Annotated in this window: 19 protein-coding genes; 13 read left to right on the forward strand and 6 right to left on the reverse strand. The window is 38.7% G+C overall.

The features are described from left to right. The first annotated feature begins 502 nt into the window (after positions 1-502). Positions 503-1984, forward strand: coding sequence for a glycine betaine/L-proline transporter ProP (gene proP / locus F952_RS12180; protein ID WP_004927952.1), 1482 nt, complete (start codon positions 503-505; stop codon positions 1982-1984). A gap of 89 nt (positions 1985-2073) precedes the next feature. On the opposite strand, the gene F952_RS12185 is transcribed toward proP, so the two are convergent. Continuing rightward, entirely contained in the window at positions 2074-2616 is a 543-nt protein-coding gene (locus F952_RS12185) for a cysteine peptidase family C39 domain-containing protein (RefSeq protein ID WP_004927954.1), read from the reverse strand. A gap of 231 nt (positions 2617-2847) precedes the next feature. Here F952_RS12185 and ahcY point away from each other — a divergent pair, with 231 nt between their 5' ends. The 10 genes from ahcY (at position 2848) to F952_RS12235 (ending at position 14626) form a co-directional block, all read left to right on the forward strand. Next, positions 2848-4230 (forward strand): adenosylhomocysteinase, encoded by a 1383-nt coding sequence (gene ahcY / locus F952_RS12190; protein WP_004927956.1) that lies wholly within the window; start codon positions 2848-2850, stop codon positions 4228-4230. Positions 4231-4302: 72 nt separating this feature from the next. Next, positions 4303-5139, forward strand: a complete 837-nt coding sequence (metF, locus tag F952_RS12195; RefSeq protein ID WP_004927959.1) for a methylenetetrahydrofolate reductase [NAD(P)H] — start codon at positions 4303-4305, stop codon at positions 5137-5139. Between the two features lie 22 nt (positions 5140-5161). Continuing rightward, the gene (locus F952_RS12200) at positions 5162-5893 is read left to right on the forward strand and encodes a 16S rRNA (uracil(1498)-N(3))-methyltransferase (RefSeq protein WP_004927965.1); all 732 of its coding nucleotides are present in this window, start codon (positions 5162-5164) and stop codon (positions 5891-5893) included. 1118 nt (positions 5894-7011) lie between these two features. Beyond that, on the forward strand, positions 7012-9282 hold the full coding sequence (locus F952_RS12205; protein ID WP_004927971.1) for an NADP-dependent malic enzyme: 2271 nt from the start codon (positions 7012-7014) through the stop codon (positions 9280-9282). 87 nt (positions 9283-9369) lie between these two features. Further along, a complete protein-coding gene (locus F952_RS12210) occupies positions 9370-10611 on the forward strand; it encodes a multifunctional CCA addition/repair protein (RefSeq protein ID WP_004927974.1) in 1242 nt (413 codons plus the stop codon). 672 nt (positions 10612-11283) lie between these two features. Next, entirely contained in the window at positions 11284-11475 is a 192-nt protein-coding gene (gene cydP, locus F952_RS12215) for a cytochrome oxidase putative small subunit CydP (RefSeq protein WP_004927977.1), read from the forward strand. After that, entirely contained in the window at positions 11475-13061 is a 1587-nt protein-coding gene (locus tag F952_RS12220) for a cytochrome ubiquinol oxidase subunit I (RefSeq protein ID WP_004927980.1), read from the forward strand. The genes cydP and F952_RS12220 overlap by 1 nt, the downstream gene beginning before the upstream one ends. Further along, positions 13058-14203, forward strand: a complete 1146-nt coding sequence (gene cydB, locus F952_RS12225) for a cytochrome d ubiquinol oxidase subunit II (protein WP_004927983.1) — start codon at positions 13058-13060, stop codon at positions 14201-14203. The genes F952_RS12220 and cydB overlap by 4 nt, the downstream gene beginning before the upstream one ends. 20 nt (positions 14204-14223) lie before the next feature. Beyond that, the gene (cydX, locus tag F952_RS16760; RefSeq protein ID WP_000270276.1) at positions 14224-14325 is read left to right on the forward strand and encodes a cytochrome bd-I oxidase subunit CydX; all 102 of its coding nucleotides are present in this window, start codon (positions 14224-14226) and stop codon (positions 14323-14325) included. A gap of 1 nt (position 14326) precedes the next feature. Further along, the gene (locus tag F952_RS12235; RefSeq protein ID WP_171056921.1) at positions 14327-14626 is read left to right on the forward strand and encodes a cyd operon YbgE family protein; all 300 of its coding nucleotides are present in this window, start codon (positions 14327-14329) and stop codon (positions 14624-14626) included. Between the two features lie 17 nt (positions 14627-14643). Here F952_RS12235 and F952_RS12240 read toward each other — a convergent pair whose 3' ends face one another. The 4 genes from F952_RS12240 to ftsY all read right to left on the reverse strand — a co-directional run bounded on the left by F952_RS12240 (position 14644) and on the right by ftsY (position 18040). Continuing rightward, positions 14644-15192, reverse strand: a complete 549-nt coding sequence (locus F952_RS12240; RefSeq protein WP_004927992.1) for a GNAT family N-acetyltransferase — start codon at positions 15190-15192, stop codon at positions 14644-14646. An 80-nt stretch (positions 15193-15272) separates the two neighbouring features. Further along, on the reverse strand, positions 15273-15923 hold the full coding sequence (locus tag F952_RS12245; protein ID WP_004927996.1) for a DUF2057 domain-containing protein: 651 nt from the start codon (positions 15921-15923) through the stop codon (positions 15273-15275). Between the two features lie 205 nt (positions 15924-16128). After that, entirely contained in the window at positions 16129-16725 is a 597-nt protein-coding gene (locus F952_RS12250) for a nitroreductase family protein (RefSeq protein WP_004927999.1), read from the reverse strand. Positions 16726-16918: 193 nt separating this feature from the next. Next, the gene (gene ftsY, locus F952_RS12255) at positions 16919-18040 is read right to left on the reverse strand and encodes a signal recognition particle-docking protein FtsY (RefSeq protein WP_004928002.1); all 1122 of its coding nucleotides are present in this window, start codon (positions 18038-18040) and stop codon (positions 16919-16921) included. Positions 18041-18221: 181 nt separating this feature from the next. On the opposite strand from ftsY, the gene F952_RS12260 reads away from it, so the two are divergent. Then, positions 18222-19610, forward strand: coding sequence for a M16 family metallopeptidase (locus tag F952_RS12260; protein ID WP_004928007.1), 1389 nt, complete (start codon positions 18222-18224; stop codon positions 19608-19610). 14 nt (positions 19611-19624) lie between these two features. Then, on the forward strand, positions 19625-21115 hold the full coding sequence (locus F952_RS12265) for a M16 family metallopeptidase (RefSeq protein WP_004928011.1): 1491 nt from the start codon (positions 19625-19627) through the stop codon (positions 21113-21115). Here F952_RS12265 and F952_RS12270 read toward each other — a convergent pair. Next, positions 21112-21447, reverse strand: a complete 336-nt coding sequence (locus tag F952_RS12270) for a hypothetical protein (RefSeq protein ID WP_004928014.1) — start codon at positions 21445-21447, stop codon at positions 21112-21114. The two genes, F952_RS12265 and F952_RS12270, sit on opposite strands and share 4 nt — an antisense overlap. Positions 21448-21538: the final 91 nt, after the last annotated feature.

The following is a 21538-nucleotide window of genomic DNA, read 5'->3' on the forward strand; positions in this document are numbered from 1 at the left end:
CTGCTAAGTTGCTCTAAAATTGCTTTCCTTCGCCTCTTAACCATCTCATTTTACCGTGAATTTTAATTTTATATAATTATGTTTTTATTAATTTAATTAAATATCAGATGAACTAAAAAATAGCTATTAAAATATTAATAATCAAATTATTTTACTTTTAATATAAATCTCATTCTCACTCACTATTTTAATATAGTAACAAACCCATCATTTAACCAAGATTTTTAGTGTTATAAAACACATATTTTTGAAAATATTTACATAAAACGCTCAGACATACCACACTTTGTTCATGATGATGCAACACATGAAACCAAATAGCACTCTAAACTTATAATTAATTGATATTTAATTATTTTAAAAGATGAATTTAAGTCTTTATAGAATAGTTTCGTGTGTAGTTTCTCATGATTAAGTTCACTTTTTCTCATATTTTATGAACTTAACTTTGTAGATATCTAGACGCAAGATGAGTTTACTTACAACAGGAAATCAGTCATCTATGTCTAAAAAAACAATAAAACCTCTTGAAATCGATGATGTTGAAATTGTCGATTACGACAAGACCAAAAAAGCAATTAAAGCCGCAGCACTTGGTAATGCCATCGAATGGTTCGATTTTGGTGTATATGGTTATGTTGCGTATGTTTTGGGAAAAGTATTTTTTCCAAACTCTTCCCCAAGTGTGCAAATGATTGCGGCACTTGCAACCTTTTCGATTCCTTTTATTTTTAGACCCTTGGGAGGATTATTTTTTGGACGGCTGGGTGATAAATATGGGCGACAAAAAGTTTTAGCCATCACGATTATCATTATGTCGGTCAGTACTTTTGGTATTGGTTTGATTCCTTCGTATGAAACCATCGGAATTTGGGCGCCTCTTCTTTTATTAATTGTGAAAATCGCGCAAGGCTTTTCTGTAGGTGGAGAGTATGCAGGAGCAGCAATTTTTGTTGCAGAGTATTCACCAGACCGTAAGCGTGGCTTTATGGGAAGCTGGCTGGATTTCGGCTCGATTTTAGGTTTTGTGGTGGGTGCAGGAATTGTATCACTGATCAGTTTTTCTGTAGGCGAAGCAGCGTTTATGGAATGGGGATGGCGTATTCCATTTTATTTGGCACTGCCGCTCGGTTTAATTGGTCTATACTTACGCCATTCCCTTGATGAGACACCTACTTTTCAGGCACATAATGAAAGTCAGGCACAACTGAAAAAACCTAAAAAAATCAGTTTTTCACAGATTCTACAACAACATAAACGAAGCCTTCTGGTTTGCGTTGGACTCGTGATCTGTACCAACGTCACTTACTATATGCTACTGACTTATCTACCAAGTTATTTCTCACATAATTTGGGATATTCAGAGGATCACGGTGTTTTAATTATTATTGCAGTGATGGTGGGTATGCTCTTTGTACAACCATTTGTTGGATTGCTCAGTGACAAGATTGGCCGCCGCCCTTTTGTTTTCGCTGGTAGTATTGCTTTGGTTTTATTTTCGTATCCTGCTTTTCTTTTACTGGATACCAATAATTCTTATCTGATCTTTTTTGGCTTATTGATATTGGCACTTTCGCTAAATATGCTAATAGGTGTTATGGCATCCACTTTGCCAGCCCTGTTTCCTACCGAAATCCGTTACAGCGCATTGGCAATCGCATTTAATATCTCTGTAGTCATTGCAGGCCTTACCCCAACAGTTACAGCGGCGCTCGTCGAAACCACACAGAATATTATGGTTCCTGCTTATTACTTGATGATCTGTGGTGTCTTCGGCATTATCACCGCAATTTATCTAAAAGAAACGGCAAACTTACCGTTGAAAGGTGCAACGCCAATGGCTGGCGATTCTGAAGAAGCGGAGGAACTGCTTGAACAGTATCATGAAAATATTGAACAGAAGATCGAACATCTCGATGAGCAGATTGAAGCATTACAGGAGAAACGCGATAAACTTGCAAAACAACATCCTGATATTGAATGATTATTTATAAAAGTGGGTAAAATATACCCACTTTTATTTGCAAGATCTCTTATTTTTACAACACTCAATATATTTTAACTTTGATGAAACTAATTAAGTTTCGATGACTGAACAAGCTGTAAATTAGAATCATCAATCATAATAGTCTGACGGCAAATTCCGTCTGCTTGGCGCTGTTGTTCAAACAAAGCCTTAGCCATCGGATCAAAACTGTCGAAAAAACAAATTTCTTCATCATCAATACTATATATCAATGACTGATTTCCGATGCCATCCAAAGTATCATAAGACACGATTGCCATTTGCCCGTTCTCAATGGCTGCCTGAATTTCTTGAAACTCCAAAGCAGGCAAAATTGGGATATTTAAAGCACGTGCTTCATCATAAATTCGACGTTCACTTTCATCGATATCAGGATCTTCATCGCTATAAAAAGATACATTAAAGCCAAATCGTTGTAACGCCACAGCGAGTGCGATGGTAAATGTGCCATTTTCGCAATCATGCTGACATGCTTGAATAATTTCAGGGATATCCATTTCAATGCCGTGATGCTGAAACAGCATCCATACCGCAAAGACTCCACAATTCGCCTCAAGATTAAGCAAAGGTTCTGGAATATTTAAAGCCATAACATTGAACTCATTCTATATTTATGCGAATCATACACAAAACGGCGTTGGCACTATAGGGATTTCCAAGTACAATACGGCACTAGTCGAGGGATGCTGCGACAATTGATTGGTACTAAAAATCAATTTGCCAGGCTCGACGATCGGTTAATCTTTTTAAATACATGGGTTTTAACCAACAACGGCATCCGCGAACTGAATGATCCATATTTGTTTTTTAAGGAGATCGTGATGAACGCGGTTAATGCTTCATTTACAGATTATAAAGTTGCCGATATTTCTCTTGCAGATTATGGCCGTAAAGAAATCAAACTTGCTGAAGCTGAAATGCCAGCTTTAATTGGCTTACGCAAACGCTACGCTGCTGAAAAACCACTGGCTGGTGCTAAAATTCTTGGCTGTATCCACATGACCATTCAAACAGCCGTTTTAATTGAAACGCTGGTGGAACTAGGCGCTGAAGTTCGCTGGACCTCTTGTAATATTTTCTCGACTCAAGATCATGCTGCTGCTGCAATTGCTGCAAGTGGCGTACCTGTATTTGCCTGGAAAGGCGAAACCGAAGAAGAATATAACTGGTGTCTTGAGCAACAAATTAATGTCAATGGCAAACCTTGGGATGCCAATATGATTCTGGACGATGGCGGTGACTTGACTGCTCTAGTTCATGAAAAATATCCTACTCTTCTTGACCATATTCATGGTATTACAGAAGAAACCACAACGGGTGTTCAACGTCTTCTTGAAATGTGGAAAGACGGCTCGCTTAAAGTGCCTGCAATCAATGTCAATGATTCTGTGACCAAGTCTAAAAATGACAATAAATATGGTTGCCGTCACTCGCTGAATGACGCGATCAAACGTGCAACAGACATGTTACTTTCTGGTCGTCGTGCGCTTGTGATCGGTTACGGTGATGTGGGTAAAGGTTCTGCTCAATCTCTACGCCAAGAAGGTATGATTGTACGTGTCACCGAAGTTGATCCGATTTGTGCCATGCAAGCGTGTATGGATGGCTACGAAGTTGTTTCTCCATACAAAAATGGTGTTCAGACTGGTAAAAAAGAAGACATTAATCTTGATCTTCTTAAAAATACCGACTTAATTGTGACAACAACGGGTAACTACCACGTATGTGATTCAGCTATGCTGGATACACTTAAAGCTGGTGCTGTAGTATGTAATATCGGTCACTTTGATACAGAGATTGATACCAACTATTTACGTGGTTACAAGTGGGTAGAAGTAAAACCTCAAGTTCATCAGGTTTATCGTTCAGAAAATGAAAACGATTACTTGATTCTTCTTTCAGAAGGTCGTTTGGTCAATCTGGGGAATGCAACAGGTCACCCATCACGTGTCATGGATGGTTCTTTTGCAAACCAAGTATTGGGCCAAATCCATCTGTTCCAAGAAAAATTTGCTGATTTACCTGCAAGTGAAAAAGCTGCTCAAATTCGTGTCGAAGTTCTTCCGAAAAAACTCGATGAAGAAGTTGCTGCGGCAATGGTACTTGGATTTGGTGGTGTATTGACCCAACTTACGTCGGTACAAGCAGATTACCTAGGTGTTCCTGTTGAAGGCCCATTTAAATCTGACGCTTACAAATACTAAGATATGAAGGGCAGCGCTGTAATAGGCTGCCCTTTTCTTAAACATTTTAAGTGATTTTGAAAAGGATTTATAATGTCAAAACGTACACCTATTTCATTTGAGTTTTTTCCTCCAAAAACAGATGCAGGTGCTGAAAAATTACGCACTGTACATCAAGAACTCCAACGCTTAAATCCTGAGTTTTTCTCGATTACTTACGGTGCAGGTGGTTCTACACGTGAGCGTACATTAGCAGCTATCAATGACTTCAATGGTCAAGGTACTCCTGTCGCACCACATTTGTCATGTATTGGTGATAGCAAACTACGTATTGCAGAATTACTTGATCTTTATAAGCGCCAAGGGATTGATCGTATTGTGGCTTTACGTGGTGATTTGCCTTCTGGTCAAGTCGGATTAGGTGAACTGCCATATGCACAGGATCTGGTTCGTTTTATTCGGGAACATTCTGGCGATCATTTTCAGATTGAAGTCGCAGCTTATCCTGAAATGCATCCACAAGCTGAAAACTTCGATGCAGATATCAAGCGTTTTATTGAAAAAGTGAACGCTGGTGCCAATGCTGCCATTACCCAGTTTTTTTTCAATCCTGATTCGTATTTCTATTTTGTAGAACGAATTCAAAAAGAAGGGATCCATATTCCCGTTGCACCAGGTATCATGCCAATCACCAATGCCAGTAATCTGATTCGTTTTGCAGATGGCACAGGGGCTGAAATTCCACGCTGGATACGCAAGCAACTACAAGCTTATGGTGATGATACTCAAAGTATCAAAGCATTTGGTCATGAGGTTATTTTAAAGCTTTGTGAGCGACTGATTGATGGTGGTGCTCCTAGCCTGCATTTCTATTCAATGAATAACACAGAACCAACTCGTCAACTTGTGATTGACTTAGGTTTGAATTAATTTTTAAAAGAGCAATGCCCCAATGAATCGTTTTTATATTGAAGCCGATCTAAGTGTAAACACAGATACTCTCTTAACTGAATCTGTGTTTCATCATTGGGTAAGAGTACTTCGTGCTCAGGTAAATGACTGTGCTATTTTCTTCAATGGTCAAGGTGGTGAATATCAAGTCACCCTGCAAGAAATTAATAAAAAAAATGCCACGGTCTCTATCGATCAATTTAATCCTGTAGATCGTACACCAGCGTTTAAAGCCATACTTGGACAAGTCATGAGCAAGGGTGATCGCATGGATTATGCAATTCAAAAAGCAACTGAATTAGGCGTATCGAAAATTCAGTTGTTGACCAGTGAACGCTGTGAAATGCGTTTAAAATATGATCGTGACCAAAAAAAAATTGATCATTGGCAAAGTATTGCAATTGCAGCATGTGAACAATGTGGAATGAATCGAGTACCTGAAATTTTACCTCCTGTTTCTTTAAATGAATGGATTAACACAGCTACACTTCCTAATACAAAACTTGTGTTAGCCCCAGAAAAAGAACAACAAAATGTACTCAAAAATGCACAAAGTGAACTTGCGCTTCTTATTGGACCTGAAGGCGGATTGAGCGAAAATGAAATCATCGCAGCAAACAACAAAGGCTTTATAAATTGGTGTATTGGTGAACGAGTCTTACGTACAGAAACAGCTCCTGTCGTTGCACTTTCTATTTTAAATTACCGTTTTTTATCAGAACTTGAATTGTGAATATTGATTTTAAAATGTGACTGAGTGAATTAGAATTTGATAATTGATATATCAGTAATGATCAGGAAACCCTACTGATGTTGAACTTATCATCTCATTTACTGGTATTTCAATCGGATCATACAGATAAAAATCAATATGCTTACTTTTTAAACAACTTTCAGCTTAAAAATACTTTTGCAAATATTCATCTCTTTTTTAATATCTATATTTTTATTAGACTAATATAGATTATGTTTTGTTCTTCAAGCAAAATATAATCCTCGTCTTAATTTGGGGGTTTATTTCTTTAATCATATCTATATTTCTAATTTTGCTTATTTACCACATTTTTAAAAAAACGTGAAATATCATTCTTATCTCAAGCATTGTGTACAATTTATGGTTGCCATCACTGGTTTATCAACTGACATTTCAATGATACTAATTAACCCTAAGTTTCAAGTGTTTAAGAGCACTCCATCTAATCCTCATCTCACGATTCACAATCTTTTTTTTATAACTACACACCTATTATCATTTGCATTCCTGAATAAAAAATATGCTATTTTTGTCTATTTTTTTCTTTCTATCAGTTATGACCTACCTGTAATAGTAAGCTTCTAGAATAAGCTGCTCATCGTTTAGACAACCACCTGCTGCAAACAAAAAAATGTGGAATCTTGGTCGCTTTAGATAACATTTAAATAGATACCAAAAACATTCTATACTATTGAATATTAAAACTATATTTTAAAAATTTATTATGATTTTATAGTAAAAATTGGCGACCCAAAGTATGAAACTCTTGTCAATGCAATCAGTAAAACTTGGGCATTCGATTGCTTGTAGAAAGCATTAAGACGATCAAGTAAATTGTTTTTTTACGTCGCTATCAGCCTAAAACTTTGCAGAATTATTTATTCTCAAAAGCGCTTAATTCAGAAATAAGGACAGATTTTCAACAAAAGCGTAAACATCGTTTGTTTTAAACATTCAAGCCAAACCATTAGAAAGTTTATTGAAATTTGATCTTTTTTGACTGTGAGAAGTTACAAAGTAATGGTATATTCGATGCAATTTAGCCCATTACACCCTGTATTTGACTAGTTAAACCCTTGTAACAACCCGAGACTCAGATGGACGATCAATCATTAAAACAAGCTGCTTTGTATTATCACGAAAACCCGACTCCAGGGAAAATTAGCGTTACACCGAGTAAGCAGCTTGTCAATCAGCATGACCTGGCACTTGCCTATTCTCCAGGAGTTGCTGCTCCATGTTTAGAGATTGAACGTGATCCTTCTACTGCTGCCAAATATACAGCACGCGGAAATTTAGTGGCTGTTGTAACGAACGGTACTGCTGTTTTAGGCCTAGGTAACATTGGACCTTTGGCCTCTAAACCTGTCATGGAAGGTAAAGGCGTTTTATTTAAGAAATTTGCTGGTGTCGATGTTTTTGATATTGAGATTGCAGAAAATGATCCAGACAAAATCGTAGATATCGTTGCTGCACTTGAGCCTACTTTTGGCGGTATCAACCTAGAAGATATTAAAGCGCCAGAATGTTTTTATATTGAGAAAAAACTTCGTGAACGCATGAATATCCCTGTGTTCCATGATGACCAGCACGGTACCAGTATTATTGTTGGTTCGGCTTTACTCAATGCCCTGCAACTTGTAAACAAAAAGATTGAAGATATCAAGATTGTTGCCTCTGGCGCGGGTGCTGCAGCACTGTCTTGTCTTGATCTACTATGTGCACTGGGTGCACGTAAAGAAAACATCATCGTCGCCGATTCACGTGGTTTGTTAACCACATCTCGTGATGGTCTTGATGAATCTAAAAAACGTTATGTTCAGGATATTACGGCAACCCAGTTACATGAAGTCATTACTGGTGCCGACATGTTCCTTGGCCTTTCAGCAGCAGGCATTCTCACCAAAGAAATGGTGAAAGGCATGGCTGAAAATCCAATTATTTTTGCACTTGCAAACCCAGATCCAGAAATTTTACCAGAGCACGCACATGAAGTACGTCCAGACGTCATCATGGCGACAGGCCGTTCTGACTATCCAAACCAAGTCAATAATGCACTGTGCTTCCCTTATATCTTCCGTGGTGCACTTGATGTCGGTGCAACCACAATTAATGAAGATATGAAAATTGCTTGTGTACATGCGATTGCACGCATGGCGCATGTAGAAGCCGATGCAGCAACTTATGGTGAAAAATCAGCCTCCTTTGGTCGTGATTATTTAATTCCACGTCCACTTGACCAACGTTTGATTCTTGAAATTGCGCCTGCTGTGGCTCAGGCAGCGATGGATTCTGGTGTTGCAACACGCCCAATCGAAGATTTTTCTGCATATCGTCAAAAACTGTCTGAGTTTGTTTATAACTCGGCATTTATTATGAAGCCAATTTTCTCTCAGGCAAAAGCTGATCCAAAACGCATCGCTTATGCTGAAGGTGAAGATTATCGTGTATTGCGTACAGCTCAAATTGTCGTTGATGACGGTATTGCCTTCCCTGTGTTGGTTGGTCGTACTGCCGTGATTGAAGCCAATATCAAAAAGCTAGGACTTCGCCTTGAAAATGGCGTAAATATTGAGATTGTTGATCAAGAAAATAATCCACTTTATGAAGAGTTCTGGAAAGATTATTACCAAATCATGCAACGTAAGGGCGTAACCGTTGAATATGCACAACGCGAAGCTCGTCGTCGTTCAACCCTGATTGCAGCGATGCTTGTAAAATTTGGTAAAGCTGACGGTATGCTATGTGGTACCTATAGTAGCTACGATATTCACTTGGATTTTGTAAGCAAAGTGATCGGTTTAAAAGAAGGAATGAATAATTTCTTTACCTTAAATGCATTAATGCTTGAAGACCGTAATCTATTTATTGCAGATACCTACGTAAATACCAATCCTACTGCTGAACAGCTTGCAGACATGACAATCTTGGCAGCAGAAGAAGTACGCCGTTTTGGTATTACACCTCGCGTAGCACTTCTTTCTCATTCAAGCTTTGGTAGTAACCAAGAAGACCCAAGTGCACAAAAGATGCGTGAAGTGTATCGCCTTCTGAATGAACGTGCGCCTGAACTTGAAGTTGAAGGTGAAATGCATGGTGATGCAGCACTTGACGAAAGTATCCGTCATTCTGCATTCCCTGGATCAAACTTCAAAGGTTCTGCAAACCTGTTAATCATGCCGAATCTTGATGCCGCGAATATCTCCTTTAATCTTTTAAAGGCGACTTCTGGTAACAATGTCACAATTGGCCCAATTTTACTGGGTGCAGCAAAACCTGTTCATATCCTTACACCAACAGCGACGACACGCCGTGTATTAAATATGACAGCCTTAACTGTTGCAGAAATTCAGCAAAGCGAAGGTTAATCCTTTGCTTTATTGAAAAGCACAACTTTGTGACTTGTGAAAACCTCTGTTCTGTTGCATGATTGCTTTGAGAACAGAGGTTTTTTCATGCAAGTGTATTTAGTAGGCGGTGCCGTTCGTGATCACTTATTAGGCCACCCCTATCACGAAAAAGATTATGTTGTGGTGGGCGCGTCACCCCAACAATTATTAGACCAAGGATTTTCACCAGTTGGAAAGGATTTTCCTGTATTTCTTCATCCCAAAACCAAAGAAGAATATGCATTAGCACGTACAGAAAGAAAATCAGGCATTGGTTATCATGGTTTTAACTTTTTCACCGATCCTGATGTAAGCCTTGAAGATGATTTAATTCGTAGAGACCTTACTATCAATGCGATGGCCATGGATCAAGACGGTAATGTTTATGATCCTTACGGTGGACAAAAAGACCTAGAGCAACGTATTTTACGTCACGTATCCGATGCATTTATTGAGGATCCACTGCGAGTACTTAGAGTGGCTCGTTTTGCAGCGCGATATGCCCGTTATGGTTTCAAAATTGCAGATGAAACACTTTTGCTGATGCAATCCATTACTCAGACTGGAGAACTAGAAAGCCTGACTGCTGAACGGGTATGGAAAGAAACATCACGCGCCCTGATGGAAGATCAAGCAGATATTTATTTTGATGTTTTGCGCCAATGTCATGCATTAAAAGTCTTATTTCCTGAAATTGATGCCTTATTCGGTGTCCCTCAACGCCCTGAATATCATCCTGAAATCGACTGTGGCATCCATACATTGATGTCTTTAAGACAAGCTTGTAAATCGAACTATTCATTAGATGTTCGTTATGCGGTGCTTGTACATGATTTAGGTAAAGCACTAACCCCTAAAGATATACTTCCAAGACATATCATGCATGAGGAAAGAGGCCTTATCCCTGTTGAAGAACTTTCAAATCGCTTGAAAATTCCAACTCAAATGAAGCAATTGGCACTGGCTGTGTGTAAGGAACATCTCAAGTGTCATCAAGCGATGTCTCTTAAGCCAGGTACATTGTGGCGTTTATTACAACGTCTAGATGTATTACGTCGTCCTGAACGCGTAGAGGCTTTTATAAACGCGTGTGAATGTGATGCACGAGGTCGTTTAGGACTAGAAAATCGTGATTATCCACAAGCTGCATTCATGTTTAAAGCTATGCAAGTTGTTAGATCCATCAAAGCACAAGATTTACCAGCTTACATACAAGGTTCCGAAATTGGTGAAAAACTGATTCAATATCGTATCGATGCTTTAGCTGAACTCAAAAAACAATACGATGATTCGTTAGCAACAGAATAAGAAAAGCGCCATGAAGTGATAAGCAATTATTTCATGGTGCTTTTTATTATATTAAAATCGAATTAATTAAAAATTTTAATATTTATCAATTAATTAAATTTAATTTTTGTTGTCAATTATTTAATCCCTTTAATCTATCTATTCAAATGATTTAGTTAAAATACTAAACGTCAGCAGCATTCTGTACGGATCAGATTTTGATAAAATTATTAAGGTTATATACATTTAAAAGCAATCTCTAATGTGCATCTCTACATAAGCTTATATATCTCTTTCTAAAATGCATATTTGCATCATTTATCTATAAGACATTTCATTGCAATGATTTATTTTAACTATTATATCATATCATTTAATCGTTCATAATCTTTATAGGAAAAATGAAAAACAATCAAATAAAAGATTTTAAATCATACTTTTTTAGTGGGAATTAAATATTTAATTCAAAGCATTTTAGTCAAGATTAAAACAGAATACCAAGCATATTAGTAAGATTAGAAATATTAATTCAAACCTTTTTTGTCGAGATTATATTTAATTAAAAATATACTTATAAGCTATTGATTAAAATAAAAATAATAATATATTTTTATTTTAATTGTTTTTTATGTTTATTTTTACACAAAGCTGATCAATAATAATTATATTCAGTTTTTAAATAGGCTTGTTTTCATGAGCTTAATTCAAAAAGATTTTAATCGTCGTCTTATTATTGAGATTGCAATCATATTAATAATTAAGGTTGTAATTTTAATGACCATCAAACATATCTGGTTTGATGCTCCTACGATTCCCAAAAATTTTGACAATCAAGTCGCCGAGCATATTGCTGGCGCTCCATCCCAAATCAAGGAGACACGTTGATGATTTCTGAAAGCGTGGTCGATCTTTCGCGGTTCCAATTTGCAATGACCGCGATGTATCACTTTCTATTCGTCCCTCTCACTCTCGGTCTAGCATTTATCTTGGCCATCATGGAAACCACCTATGTGATTTCTGGCAAAGAAATTTATAAAGATATGACCAAATTTTGGGGAAAATTATTTGGTATTAACTTTGCCTTGGGTGTTACCACTGGACTCACCATGGAGTTTCAGTTTGGAACGAACTGGGCCTATTATTCTCATTATGTAGGTGACATTTTTGGTGCTCCACTCGCCATTGAAGGTCTGATGGCTTTCTTTCTTGAGTCGACATTTATTGGTCTATTTTTCTTTGGATGGGATCGCCTATCTAAGGTACAACATTTAGGCGTCACTTGGCTGGTAGCAATCGGCTCTAATATGTCAGCGCTCTGGATTTTGGTCGCAAATGGCTGGATGCAAAACCCTGTAGGTGCCGCATTTAATTACCAAACGATGCGTATGGAACTGGCTGACTTCGGTGCGCTTATTTTCAATCCAGTTGCTCAGGTTAAATTTGTTCATACCGTCTCAGCAGGTTATGTCACTGGTGCCATCTTCGTACTTGCAATTTCAAGTTTTTATCTGCTTAAAAAACGAGATTTACCTTTTGCACGTCGTTCATTTGCAATTGCAGCTATTTTCGGCATGGCCTCGGTTCTCTCTGTCATCTTACTCGGAGATGAATCTGGTTATGAGCTTGGTGATGTTCAAAAAGCAAAACTTGCCGCAATTGAATCGGAATGGGAAACTGAACCCGCACCAGCTAGCTTTACGTTATTTGGTGTACCAAACCAGCAGGAAATGCGAACTGATTATGCCATTAAAATCCCTTACGCATTAGGACTGATTGCAACACGTTCAACTACAGGCCAAGTCACAGGTATTAAAGACCTGATGAAACAGCACGAAGCCCGTATCCGTAACGGTATGGTGGCGTATAGCGAACTTGAAAAATTGCGTGCAGGTGACCGCTCGGCGAGCTTATTGGCTTCATTTGAGAAAAATCAGAAAGATCTTGGCTATGGTTTACTTTTAAAGAAATATTCACCTAACGTGGTTGATGCAACTGAAGCGCATATCCAATCCGCAGTCAAAGATTCTATTCCAAATGTAAAAGCCTTGTTCTTTTCATTCCGGATTATGGTCGCAGCTGGTTTTCTTATGCTGTTGTTATTTATCTTGGCAACTTGGTCAGTTGCAAAACGCAATGCCGAAGATAAACCTTGGTTACTCAAATTTGCACTGTTTGCGCTACCCTTGCCTTGGATTGCCGCGCAAACGGGTTGGTACGTTGCAGAAGGTGGCCGTCAACCGTGGACGATTGGCGAAGTTCTTCCAACACATCTTTCAACATCTAGTTTAAGCAGTGGCGATGTATGGGGATCTATTGCTGCATTGGCTGCTTTCTATACGGTTCTTTTAGTTATTGAAATGTATTTGATGATCAAGTTTGCCCGCTTAGGTCCAAGCTCTCTACATACAGGTAAATATCACTTTGAAAAACAGGAAACTCATCATCCTCTAGCTGGGGAGGTACAATCATGATCGAATATGAACTCCTAAAAATTATCTGGTGGGTCTTGGTAGGCGTACTATTGATTGGTTTTGCATTGACTGATGGTTTTGATATGGGCTCTATGGCAATTATGCCATTTGTTGGAAAAACCGATTCAGAACGTCGTGCAGCAATCAATACTATCGCACCTCACTGGGATGGAAACCAGGTGTGGTTTATTACAGCAGGCGGTGCTTTATTTGCCGCTTGGCCAATGGTCTATGCTGTTGCTTTTTCAGGTTTATACTGGGCGTTATTATTGGTCCTATTCGCGCTGTTTCTTCGACCAGTGGGTTTTGACTATCGTTCAAAACTGGAAAATACTCAGTGGCGCAATTCTTGGGACTGGGCTCTGAGTATTGGAGGAGCTGTTCCTGCACTTGTGTTTGGTGTCGCGTTTGGAAATCTATTTTTAGGTGTTCCCTTCTCACTTGACGATACCTTACGTTCCGAATATACAGGTAGTTTCTTTGCTTTACTCAATCCATTTGCCTTACTGTGTGGCATTGTGAGTCTGTCAATGCTATGCGCGCATGGCGGTGCATGGTTGATGCTTCGTACAGATGGTGTACTCAAACAACGTTCTGCCAAAGCGACTCAGATTATGGGAATTGTATTCCTGATCTGCTTTATCGCAGCTGGCGCGTGGTTGTATTTTGCTCAAGTACCAGGTTATAGCTATGCAGTTCCTATCGATCCAAATGCTGCTTTGAATCCATTGGCAAAAAAAGTTGTGACCAACGCCAATGCTGGCTGGATGAATAACTATCATCTTTATCCTGTGAGTATGCTGGCGCCGATTGTTGCAATTATTGGGGCTTTAGTCCTCATTGTAGGTGCATCAAAATCGAAAGCTGGTCTTAGCTTTACAGGAACGAGTCTTGCAATTATTGGAGCAATCTTGACCGCAGGTTTTGCTTTATTCCCCTTCCTGCTTCCTTCAAGTATTAATCCAGTTTCAAGCTTAACCATGTGGGATGCCGTTTCAAGCCATCGTACACTTGGAGTGATGACTGTTGCAGCCTGCATTTTTGTACCGCTTATTCTAATTTATACCTCTTGGTCTTATTACAAGATGTGGGGTGTAATTACCAACAAGCACATCGAAGCAAATTCGCATAGTTTGTATTAAGAAAAACGAGGAGAAAAGTTATGTGGTACTTTGCCTGGATTTTGGGAATATTAATGGCCTGCTTTGCAGGAGTACTCAGTGCGTTATATATCGAGCACCATCAAAATCTGGATGAGGAATAAGATCATGGCTCAGACAATGACAACACCTGAAAAAACTAAGGCTCAAGTATTTGCAATGGCTATTTCATTCTTGTTGGCATTGCCACTTGCTGCGATATTACTGGTTAATCCATCACTGATGCTGGATCAGCAAGGCCATTATAATCACAGCATTTTAATGCTGGTCATGCTTGGTATTTCAGGCGGATTTATCTATGGTGTGGGGTTCTTACCTAAATTCTGGTTATGGAAATGGCTTTTTAGTCCTCTCATTTCATGGCCACTGATGTTGCTCGGTTATTATATTTGGTTGTATACCTGATTTTTATAAACCCCTACTCAGGTAGGGGTTTTTATTGATGCAGCTTTTTGTAAATGAATCAATTTAATCGGAATATTTGGCATGCCTACATGTGCATCTATTGGATAGGCTTCTGTTGTCCCTGTTTTTGCATAACCACGCCGTTCATAAAATGAAATGAGTTCATGACGAGCATCCAGCACATACATATCATAGTATTGAAGTTTAGGCTCAATATGGACTGCATATTGTTCGGCATAGGCCAATATTTTTTGTCCCAATCCAAGGTTTTGAAAGTCATTAGCAACACAATAGGTTCCAATCTCGACACGATGACCAGAAAAGTTTAAGGCTAGACATCCTACCAAACGCGCATGATTGTGCTGTTTAATCTCTGCTACCAGAAACCTTATGGTATGGCTAAGCAATATCTCATTCAACTGATCAGTGGAAATTCTTAGTCCATCAATCATATTTTTCTCTGTTGTCCAGCTACGACCATGCGCTCCGCGATAAGATTGATTAATCATATCAACCAAATCTAGACGATCTTGCAGCCGTGCTTCACGTATTTGAAAGTCATTCATTTGTTATTTTTTAAAGTCAAAAATCCAATTTACTCTAAAAAATAAAGCCGAATCAATCAGCTTAAACTTTTTCTTTCAGCTTATTGAGACTGTTCGGCCAGCCATGCCATAAATTTCTGACGCTCAGCTTTTGATGATTTTTTCCATAGTTCAATCAATTTCTGGTCTGCTGTAGTATCCATACTATTACGACCAACGACAGTATTATTTTCTACAGGCGCATAGACTGGGGCTGGTTGCTGAGCAGGTGCAGTTTTTTTCTGAGTAAGATCATAAGCTCGTCCAAAAATTCCACTGCTTAACCATGGTTTAGCTTCTGTATTTGCACCTGTTTGCTGTACAAGTAACTGATGATTTTTATCATATAAGCCAATTGTCGGCTGTTCTGCATACTTCTTTGCAGCTTCAAAATTTTGAGGTGGATTGATCAATGCCAGCTGATAACTTTGATTATCTTGTAATGCAGGTGTTTTAATCGTCACTACACCTGATTTTAAAATATCATGTTCACCATCAGTATGGTCAAAATATCCCTGATAGCGAACACTTATACTATTTTCGCCCGCATCAATCTTATAATTATTTTTTGCACCTCTAAATAAGCCCGTGTTCACTTCCTGATCATTGACAGCCAGAATAACGATATCTTCTGGCGCAGTGAGAGTTGCAGCAGCAAATACCGAGCTACTCATGATTAAGCCAACAATAGCCGCAGTGAATTTTAAAGTCATGACTTACCTTCTTTATTTCATTTTTTAAATCATGAGCACTATGCAATGTGGTGATGACAATTTTATGACAAGCGGATCTCATTAAGTATTTTATAAAAATTTTTAGATACTTTTATTTAGATAGAAAAAGACGACTTTTATAAAAATAATAATTCAAACATGAAAAAAGCGCTAAATAGCGCCCTTTCCATGATTGATGATTCGATTAGTTAAACGTTTTAAAACGTTCAGCATCATTCATAAAACTTTTTTCATCTGCTGGCGCTTCAACCGAACCAAATACAAGTTGTGCACGAAGTTTCCAACTTGCAGGTACATCAAATGTAGCAGCGACTTCTTCATCAATAATCGGGTTGTAATGCTGTAATGATGCACCGATATTATGTTCAGCCAAAGCTGTCCAAGTCGCAAACTGTGCAATCGCGCTTGAATGTTCAGACCATACTGGAAAGTTATCTGCATAAAGTTTAAATTGTTCTTGCAAACCTTCAATGACTTTTTGATCTTCATAAAACAATACTGTGCCTAAACCAGCAGAGAAGCTGTCAATTTTTGCATTTGTTCCAGCAAAAGCGTCGGCAGGAACCATTTTTCTCAATGTTTCACGTACAATATTCCAGAATTTATGATGTGATTCACCAAACAGAATAACGACACGTGAAGACTGAGAGTTAAATGAAGAAGGACTATGCTTAACTGCATCCTTGATAAGATCTTCAATCTTGTCTTGCTCAAGCGCTACATTTTTACCAATGGCATAGATTGAGCGACGTTGTTTGATTTTATCTAAAAAAGAAGTCATTTAATTATTTCCTATATGTTTCGGCCAAAAGGCCATCATCTGAGAATGAATACAGTGTATCCAAGAGTTTAAATTCAATCAGTATTAAATCTACGACATATCGTTTTATTTTTAGAACAGTTTTACGTTTTTAAGGTTTTAAAACAAAAACTCCACACTAAGTGGAGTTTTATATGTATTCTGAAATCAAATTTTATTTGTCTGTTTCGAACAGGGCAGCAACAAAAGATTTGGCAGAGAAAGGACGTAAGTCATCAATCTTTTCACCTACGCCAATAAAGCGAATTGGTACATGTGTACGACTTGCAATATTAAACAGAACACCACCTTTTGCGGTTCCATCAAGTTTGGTAATGGTAATACCCGTTAATCCTACAGCCTGATCAAACTCCTGTACCTGATTAATCGCATTTTGACCCGTTCCAGCATCAACCACCAACATAATTTCATGAGGGGCTGTTGCATCAATTTTTTGCATGACACGTTTTACTTTTTTAAGTTCTTCCATCAAGTTACTTTTATTATGTAAACGACCTGCAGTATCAGCGATCAATACATCAATCCCTTTTGCACGCGCACTTTCAAATGCATCAAAAATTACTGAAGCACTATCTGCACCATGACCTTGTGCAACTACTGAAATATTGTTGCGCTCCCCCCAGATTTGCAATTGCTCGGTAGCCGCAGCACGAAAGGTATCCCCTGCTGCAAGCATCACTTTTTTGCCTTCACCCTGAAGACGCTTTGCAAGTTTGCCAATGGTCGTCGTTTTTCCTACGCCATTTACCCCTACCATTAAAATTACATATGGCGTCTTATTTGGATCGATATGTAACGGTTTAACACGAGGTGCCAAAAGTGCAACTAATTCTTCCTGTAGCGCCTTATATAAAGAATGTGAATAAATCAGGTCACCACGTGCTGTACGCTCGGTGAGATTGGTAATAATCGTTTTGGTTGCATCGACACCAATATCCGCGACAAGTAATTGTTCTTCAACTTCTTCTAGCAGTTCGTCATCAATTTCTTTACCACCAATCAGAATGTTGACCATACCATCTGCTAAGTTACGGCGGGTTTTAGTCAAGCCTTGTTTCATGCGGCTAAAGAAACCACTTTTATTCTCTGATTCAGACTCTTGTTCTGTTTCAGTTTTTTGTTGTGATACAACTGACGGGCTTTCAGTCGTAGATGTGGCTGTAGGGGTTTCAACAATAGGCACATCAACTGCTGGTAAATTAGGCAATGTGACATCGTCATCACCGATATCAGCATCTATCAAGAATTTATTGTGCATATTGGATTGCTGTTGCATGCCGATTCCCTTGAAAAGCAGCGGGTTAAAAGCCAGAGTTTAACATAGATTGATGTCGATTCCCGACAATATATCTCACTCAAAATATTCATAACTAAAACACAACATGAAAACCTTGTTTTCAAAATCTGTTTTTTCAACAATGGTTTTCATGATAAAAATCATTTTCTTGGACAGGATAGTGTTGGCCCCCACCCGATTTTTCTTATTTTTTACGCGTTCAATAGCGCGCTTTTATTTACTATGTTTATTCTACTGCATCTCTGCTTCTCCTGTATTTGCGGCTGAAAGCCAGTTAGCACGAACCACCTTTGAAACAACCTTAGCAAACGGTTTAAAAGTCATTATTCGCGAAGACCATCGTGCACCGATTGTAATTACACAAATCTGGTATGGGATTGGTAGCGGAGATGAATCTGGAAATTTACTAGGTATTTCCCATGCACTTGAACACATGATGTTTAAAGGAACGGCTAAAGTTCCAAATAATGAATTTACTCGCTTGAGCAGACTCTACGGTGGTCGGGTCAATGCAGCGACCTTCACCAACTATACATATTACGATCAGCTTTATCCCAAAGCTTATTTGCCCATGGCACTAGAGCTTGAAGCAGATCGCATGCAGCATCTGCGTTTACGTCAAAGTGACTTTGATACAGAAATTAAAGTTGTGATGGAAGAACGACGCCAACGAACAGATGATAATCCATCTGTTTTGGCATTCGAACGTTTTAAATGGCTTGCCTATCCCACCAGTCATTATCGCCAGCCTGTCATTGGCTATATGAAAAATTTACAAAACCTACAGCTTAAAGATTTAAAAAGCTGGTACAAAAACTGGTACGTTCCTAACAATGCTACACTCATTATTATTGGTGATGTCGATGCTGAAACAACCTTAAACACAGTAAAAACCTATTTTGGAAAAATTCCTTCTGCTAGATTGCCACCAAGAAATGACCTGCTCGAATTTGATCGTGTGGGTTACAGGCACATGGAAGTTCATTTACCTGTAAAGGTGCCTAATTTATTCATGGCTTGGAACGTCAGGTCGTTGGTGACAGCGAAGAACCCTCAAGATGCCTACGCATTAACCATTATTCAGTCACTACTCAATGGCGGAATTTCATCAAGATTACAAGAGCAGCTTGTAAGAAAGAAAAAAATCCTAACGTCGGTCAATGTCAGCTACGAGCCTTATAACCGTGGCGACAGTCTGTTTACGATCACGGCTTTGCCTGTCGAAGGCGTCAGTCTTGAAGATGCCCAAAAAGCGATTCAGCAACAGATTGATATCTTAAAAAATCAACCTCTTGATCCCAATGAATTAGAACGTGTCCGCGCAAATTTTGTTTCGCATCTGGTATTTGGTCAAGATGATATTGTCGGTCAGGCTCATCTCATGGGTAATCTGGAAGTGAATGGTTTAAGTTATCGTCTGATCGACGAACTTCCTACACATTATGGCACAGTCAAACAACAGGATATTCAACGTGTCGCCAATGCTTATCTGGTGAGAGAGAATCTGACGAGTTTGTATTTATTGCCCGATTCTCAAGATAAACCATAATCAAGGAAAAAATAATGTCTTATTTCTCTTACTCCCCCATTTTTCTTGTCGGTTTATTGGTGAGTAGCTTAAGTCATGCAGAAGTTGTCGAAGCGAATGGCAATATCGAACTTGAAGATTCCGGGCATTTGAAGTCTTTACAGCAACTTCAAAGCCTTAAACATCTTCCACAGTATCAAAATGATCAAACCCCTTATGTACAAGAGCTTAAAAATACGCTGGGTATTCGTTCACTGTTTGTAGAAGCACAAGCACTCCCTATTGTAGATATTCAGCTTACGTTTAATGCTGGTGCTGCACGTGATCAATATCTTGGAAAAGATCTGTATGGTATTGCCAATATGGCAGCCAATCTTATTGATGAGGGGACAAACCAGTACAGTGCGGAACAGATTGCCAATACATTTGAGCAATTAGGTGCCAAGTTTAGTGCACATGCCTATCGCGATATGTTTGTGATTCGGCTCAGAGTTTTATCTGACCCTGAAAAATTAAATCCTGCTGTAAATCTTATGCTGAATTTAATTAGCAATGCTACGTTTAACTCATCTGGACTAAATCTGGTTTTAAGTAATACGCAGGTCGGACAAAAACAACTTCAGGAGAACCCTGACCGTCTGAAAAATATTGAATTGTATCGTGCCATTTATGGTGAACATCCTTATGCACACCCTATTACTGGAACCACACGTAGTATCAGAAAAATTACACCAGATTTACTTAAAAAGTTTCGTGATTCGCTACTTGTTGCACAAAATATGAATCTGGCAATCACAGGTCAGCTCACACAATCTCAAGCGAGCCAATTAACAGAAAAAATTACGCAAAGCCTTCCGCAAGGTCAAGCGGTGGGTCAGCTACCTGATGCAGACTTACAACCTTCTTTCAATATACGCTTGATTCCTTATCAATCATCTCAGGCGTATGTGAGTATAGGACACTTGGGCATAAGCCGTAATAATCCAGATCAACTTGCACTTGAAGTTGCCAATCAGATGCTAGGCGGTCATGGATTTAACTCTATATTGATGCAGGAACTACGCGTAAAACGCGGCTATACCTACGGGGCTTATAGTTCGTTTAGTTTTACTCAAGCGCCGGGCGTTTTTAATCTGAGTTACTCGACCCGTCAGGATCAGCTACTGGATAGCATCCAAGTCGCCCATAAAGCTCTGGTCGATTTTGTTAAACAACCGATTGATACAAAACAGTTAGAAGAAACCAAAGCTGGAATGCTGCGTTCATTTCCAATGAGCTTTAGCAGCAATGCCAATATTAACGCCCAATTGGGTTCAATCGGATTTTATGGCCTTCCCGCAGATCATCTTGCGCAATATGCAAAGCAGTTAAATAAAATTACTGCTCAAGATGTACAACAGGCGGTGAAGAAATATATTCATCCAGATCGGCTCACCATCGTGATTGCAGGTGAACCTATCGATCAAACGCTTCTTGAAAAAATGCTTAGACATAATCTGGATACTACACACAGCATTTTGCCTTAATATCTAGATGATTGATCATCAAGCGACATGGCAGGATAATGCTTTGCTTTTGCGCTTTCAAACTGATACGCCTGCATAAGTTTTAGATAATCGCCTACATCGATTTCAGTTTTTCTGAGAAGCTGTTCGGCCATTTCCTGTGTTTTTGGGTTACTGGCCTGGTGAGAAAACATAACAACATCACGATACTGTTCATCACGAATTGGATAATGTAATGCACGATATGCAATGATCAGAATCAAGCTAATCATGACCAATACAATCGTATTGTAGAGTCGTTCTAGTCTAAATTCTGATTTCAGCTTTAAAAAATTTTGTTTTGATATAAGCATATCCTACCTCGAATAAAAAGTAGTGTATGACTCAATCACGATTTTCACAAGTAAAAGCGCCCATGACATGATTTTTAACATGACAAAGGCG

The sequence above is a fragment of the Acinetobacter baylyi DSM 14961 = CIP 107474 genome, from assembly GCF_000368685.1.
GTDB lineage: Bacteria > Pseudomonadota > Gammaproteobacteria > Pseudomonadales > Moraxellaceae > Acinetobacter > Acinetobacter baylyi.

Coding starts and splice junctions, on each gene's coding strand:
- ftsY (WP_004928002.1), bottom strand. CDS start 18,040: ATGCAACAGCAATCCAATATGCACAATAAATTCTTGATAGATGCTGAT.
- F952_RS12220 (WP_004927980.1), top strand. CDS start 11,475: ATGATTTCTGAAAGCGTGGTCGATCTTTCGCGGTTCCAATTTGCAATG.
- proP (WP_004927952.1), top strand. CDS start 503: ATGTCTAAAAAAACAATAAAACCTCTTGAAATCGATGATGTTGAAATT.
- F952_RS12185 (WP_004927954.1), bottom strand. CDS start 2,616: ATGGCTTTAAATATTCCAGAACCTTTGCTTAATCTTGAGGCGAATTGT.
- cydB (WP_004927983.1), top strand. CDS start 13,058: ATGATCGAATATGAACTCCTAAAAATTATCTGGTGGGTCTTGGTAGGC.
- F952_RS12210 (WP_004927974.1), top strand. CDS start 9,370: ATGCAAGTGTATTTAGTAGGCGGTGCCGTTCGTGATCACTTATTAGGC.
- F952_RS12250 (WP_004927999.1), bottom strand. CDS start 16,725: ATGACTTCTTTTTTAGATAAAATCAAACAACGTCGCTCAATCTATGCC.
- metF (WP_004927959.1), top strand. CDS start 4,303: ATGTCAAAACGTACACCTATTTCATTTGAGTTTTTTCCTCCAAAAACA.
- F952_RS12265 (WP_004928011.1), top strand. CDS start 19,625: ATGTCTTATTTCTCTTACTCCCCCATTTTTCTTGTCGGTTTATTGGTG.
- cydX (WP_000270276.1), top strand. CDS start 14,224: ATGTGGTACTTTGCCTGGATTTTGGGAATATTAATGGCCTGCTTTGCA.
- F952_RS12200 (WP_004927965.1), top strand. CDS start 5,162: ATGAATCGTTTTTATATTGAAGCCGATCTAAGTGTAAACACAGATACT.
- F952_RS12240 (WP_004927992.1), bottom strand. CDS start 15,192: ATGAATGACTTTCAAATACGTGAAGCACGGCTGCAAGATCGTCTAGAT.
- F952_RS12270 (WP_004928014.1), bottom strand. CDS start 21,447: ATGCTTATATCAAAACAAAATTTTTTAAAGCTGAAATCAGAATTTAGA.
- F952_RS12205 (WP_004927971.1), top strand. CDS start 7,012: ATGGACGATCAATCATTAAAACAAGCTGCTTTGTATTATCACGAAAAC.
- ahcY (WP_004927956.1), top strand. CDS start 2,848: ATGAACGCGGTTAATGCTTCATTTACAGATTATAAAGTTGCCGATATT.
- F952_RS12245 (WP_004927996.1), bottom strand. CDS start 15,923: ATGACTTTAAAATTCACTGCGGCTATTGTTGGCTTAATCATGAGTAGC.
- cydP (WP_004927977.1), top strand. CDS start 11,284: ATGAGCTTAATTCAAAAAGATTTTAATCGTCGTCTTATTATTGAGATT.